This is a genomic window from Cupriavidus sp. SIMBA_020 (genome assembly GCF_046535395.1).
In the GTDB taxonomy this organism is placed as follows: Bacteria; Pseudomonadota; Gammaproteobacteria; order Burkholderiales; family Burkholderiaceae; genus Cupriavidus; species Cupriavidus campinensis.
The window spans coordinates 1-273 of record NZ_JAWRWU010000552.1; the positions used below are offsets into that span (position 1 = coordinate 1).

1 protein-coding gene is annotated in these 273 nt (G+C 61.9%); it reads right to left on the bottom strand.

All coding sequences use genetic code 11. From position 1 onward, the window contains the following. Window positions 1-78 precede the first annotated feature (78 nt). The coding region (locus SB751_RS30480; RefSeq protein WP_410749083.1) for a hypothetical protein at window positions 79-273 on the bottom strand (195 nt) is incomplete at its 5' end.

Sequence of the window (273 nt, forward strand, 5' to 3'; positions counted from 1 at the left end):
CGCTGGTCTGCGCGTTGGCCGCGCCTGCGCAAATCAGAGCGCCGGCCAGAGCGCCGAGCAATGCGATTGCTGCCTTGTTCATTGAGTCTGCTTGGTTGTTTCGTCGTTGTTTGATAAGACCGACGGATGATAGTCAGGCAATTTTCCCTTGAACATCGGCCGTTCGGCCAGGTCATGACGCGGCGGACGATAGGCCCCCAACCGCGGGATAAGCGGCCGCGACCGATCCGGGCGACAGTTATTGCCCGCATCGAGCACGATGCGGCGAGCCGG